The sequence below is a fragment of the Pseudomonadota bacterium genome (genome assembly GCA_010028905.1).
In the GTDB taxonomy this organism is placed as follows: domain Bacteria; phylum Vulcanimicrobiota; class Xenobia; order RGZZ01; family RGZZ01; genus RGZZ01.
The window spans coordinates 1-1,830 of sequence record RGZZ01000712.1 but is presented as its reverse complement, the minus strand read 5'-3'; the positions used below and the strand labels follow the sequence as shown (position 1 = coordinate 1,830).

2 protein-coding genes are annotated in these 1,830 nt (G+C 63.8%); both read left to right on the top strand.

The window, feature by feature from the left end; all coding sequences use genetic code 11:
- Positions 1-151: 151 nt before the first annotated feature.
- On the top strand, positions 152-1,351 hold the full coding sequence (locus EB084_24605) for an IS4 family transposase (protein ID NDD31445.1): 1,200 nt from the start codon (positions 152-154) through the stop codon (positions 1,349-1,351).
- A gap of 230 nt (positions 1,352-1,581) precedes the next feature.
- Positions 1,582-1,830: hypothetical protein (locus EB084_24600; GenBank protein NDD31444.1), on the top strand; the 249-nt coding region annotated here is incomplete at its 3' end.

The following is a 1,830-nucleotide window of genomic DNA, read 5'->3' as shown; positions in this document are numbered from 1 at the left end:
CCATGACCACCGCACGTTTCCTCCACGCGCTCGCTGCGCTCGCGTTGGGCGCTTGTCTGACTGCCGGGGCCTCGGGCTGCAGGAACGAATTGTCCAACGACCCTGACGGATCCCCTCAGAATTTTGCAGCCATCGGCAGCGTCTGACGTGCATGCGTACCGCCCGTCGACCCTCGTCTCGCCACCGTCGTCCGTCACTGATAGAGATTCGCCGCGCTCGTCGCAGCGCGCTGAGGATGCGACGGATGCTCGATTCGATCTTCGAGGACGAACACAGTCAGCGACTCGATGCGCTCGCAAACTACTCCGCGGCGACGATGCGAGCGATGCGAGCGGGGGTCGCTGCGATCGGTGCCGCCTACGCGGAGACTGCCGAGATCAAGCCGAAACACGGGATCAAACAGTTCGACAGATTCCTGAGCAACAAGGGTCTCGACGTCGAGCATTTGCGCCCTGCGTGGGTGCGCTTTGTCCTCGGCGGACGGCCCGAGGTGCTGCTCGCGCTGGATTGGACCGAGTTCGACGCCGACGACCATGCGACGCTCTGCATGTACGTGGTGACGACGCATGGGCGTGCGACGCCGCTGGCTTGGAAGACGTACAAGAAATCGGAACTTCGCGATCATCGGACCGCAGCAGAGCACGCGCTCATCGAAGCCGTACACGCCGCGATCCCCGAACACATCGATGTGACGGTGCTCGCGGATCGCGGATTCGGGAGTCAGGTTCACTACGACGTGCTTGATGTTCTCGGTTGGAAATACGTGATTCGCTTTCGAGGCGCCGTCCTCGTGGAGCATGACGGGGAGCAGAAACCCGCGTCGTCGTGGCTCGCAGCCAGCGGTCGCGCGCGCAAGCTCGCGGGTGCCCGCGTCACGGCGGATCGCACCTCCGTCGGCGCCATCGTGACGGTGAAGGGCAAGTCGATGAAGGAAGCCTGGTTCCTTGCGACGAACTGCGAGGACATGAGCGCTGGTGACCTCGTGAAGCTCTACGGTCGACGATTCACGATCGAGGAGACCTTTCGCGACGAGAAGGACCTGCGCTTCGGCATGGGGCTACGCGCGACCCGTATTCGCAGCGCCGATCGCCGAGATCGATTGCTGATGCTGCTGGCGATCGCGATTGCCTTTCTGACGTTGATCGGCGCTGCATCGGAGCGCTCTGGAATGGATGCGTGGCTTCGTGCGAATACGGTGAAACGCCGTACGCATTCGCTCTTCCGACAGGGCTCCTATTGGTACGGTTGCCTGCCGACGATGCGCGCCGATTGGCTCCGGAAGCTGACGTCAGCGCTCGCCGCTGAGCTCGACGACCACCGCGTGCTGACGGAAATGCTCGGAAGAATCTGAGGGGATGCGTCAGCGGCGCGACCGCGAGCTGCGACGCTTCGGCCTCGCTGAAGGGCGCGGGTGTCTATCGCCTGCGCCTTGCGGCGCTGAAGCTGAACACGACGACGTCGACCCTTGAATATGCCGACCTCGTCAGCACGAACGGCGCCTTCTCGTTCACGCCGATCCTCGCCGACGTCGACGATTTTCAGGCGCGGCTCGACCTCATCCACTACACGGTCGCCGCCGGCGTGATCACGACGTCGTCGATTTGCTTCTCAGACACCGAGTCGATTCTCTCGACGGCGGGGACGGTCGCCAGCTGTGGCGGGGTTCGCTTGAACTCGTTGCCGAGCAACGGCGACATCGTCCGGCTGGTCGGGCTGCGCATCGGGCTGCTCCTGCATTCGCGCTGGGGCGTCGACGTCAACAAGTCGTACACTGGCCTGTTCGACCGTACGGCGACGATCGGCACCGACCGCCGTCTGCGACGCACGATC

Excerpts from the sequence above, each read along its gene's own strand:
- EB084_24605 (NDD31445.1), top strand. The coding sequence starts at position 152 with ATGCGTACCGCCCGTCGACCCTCGTCTCGCCACCGTCGTCCGTCACTG.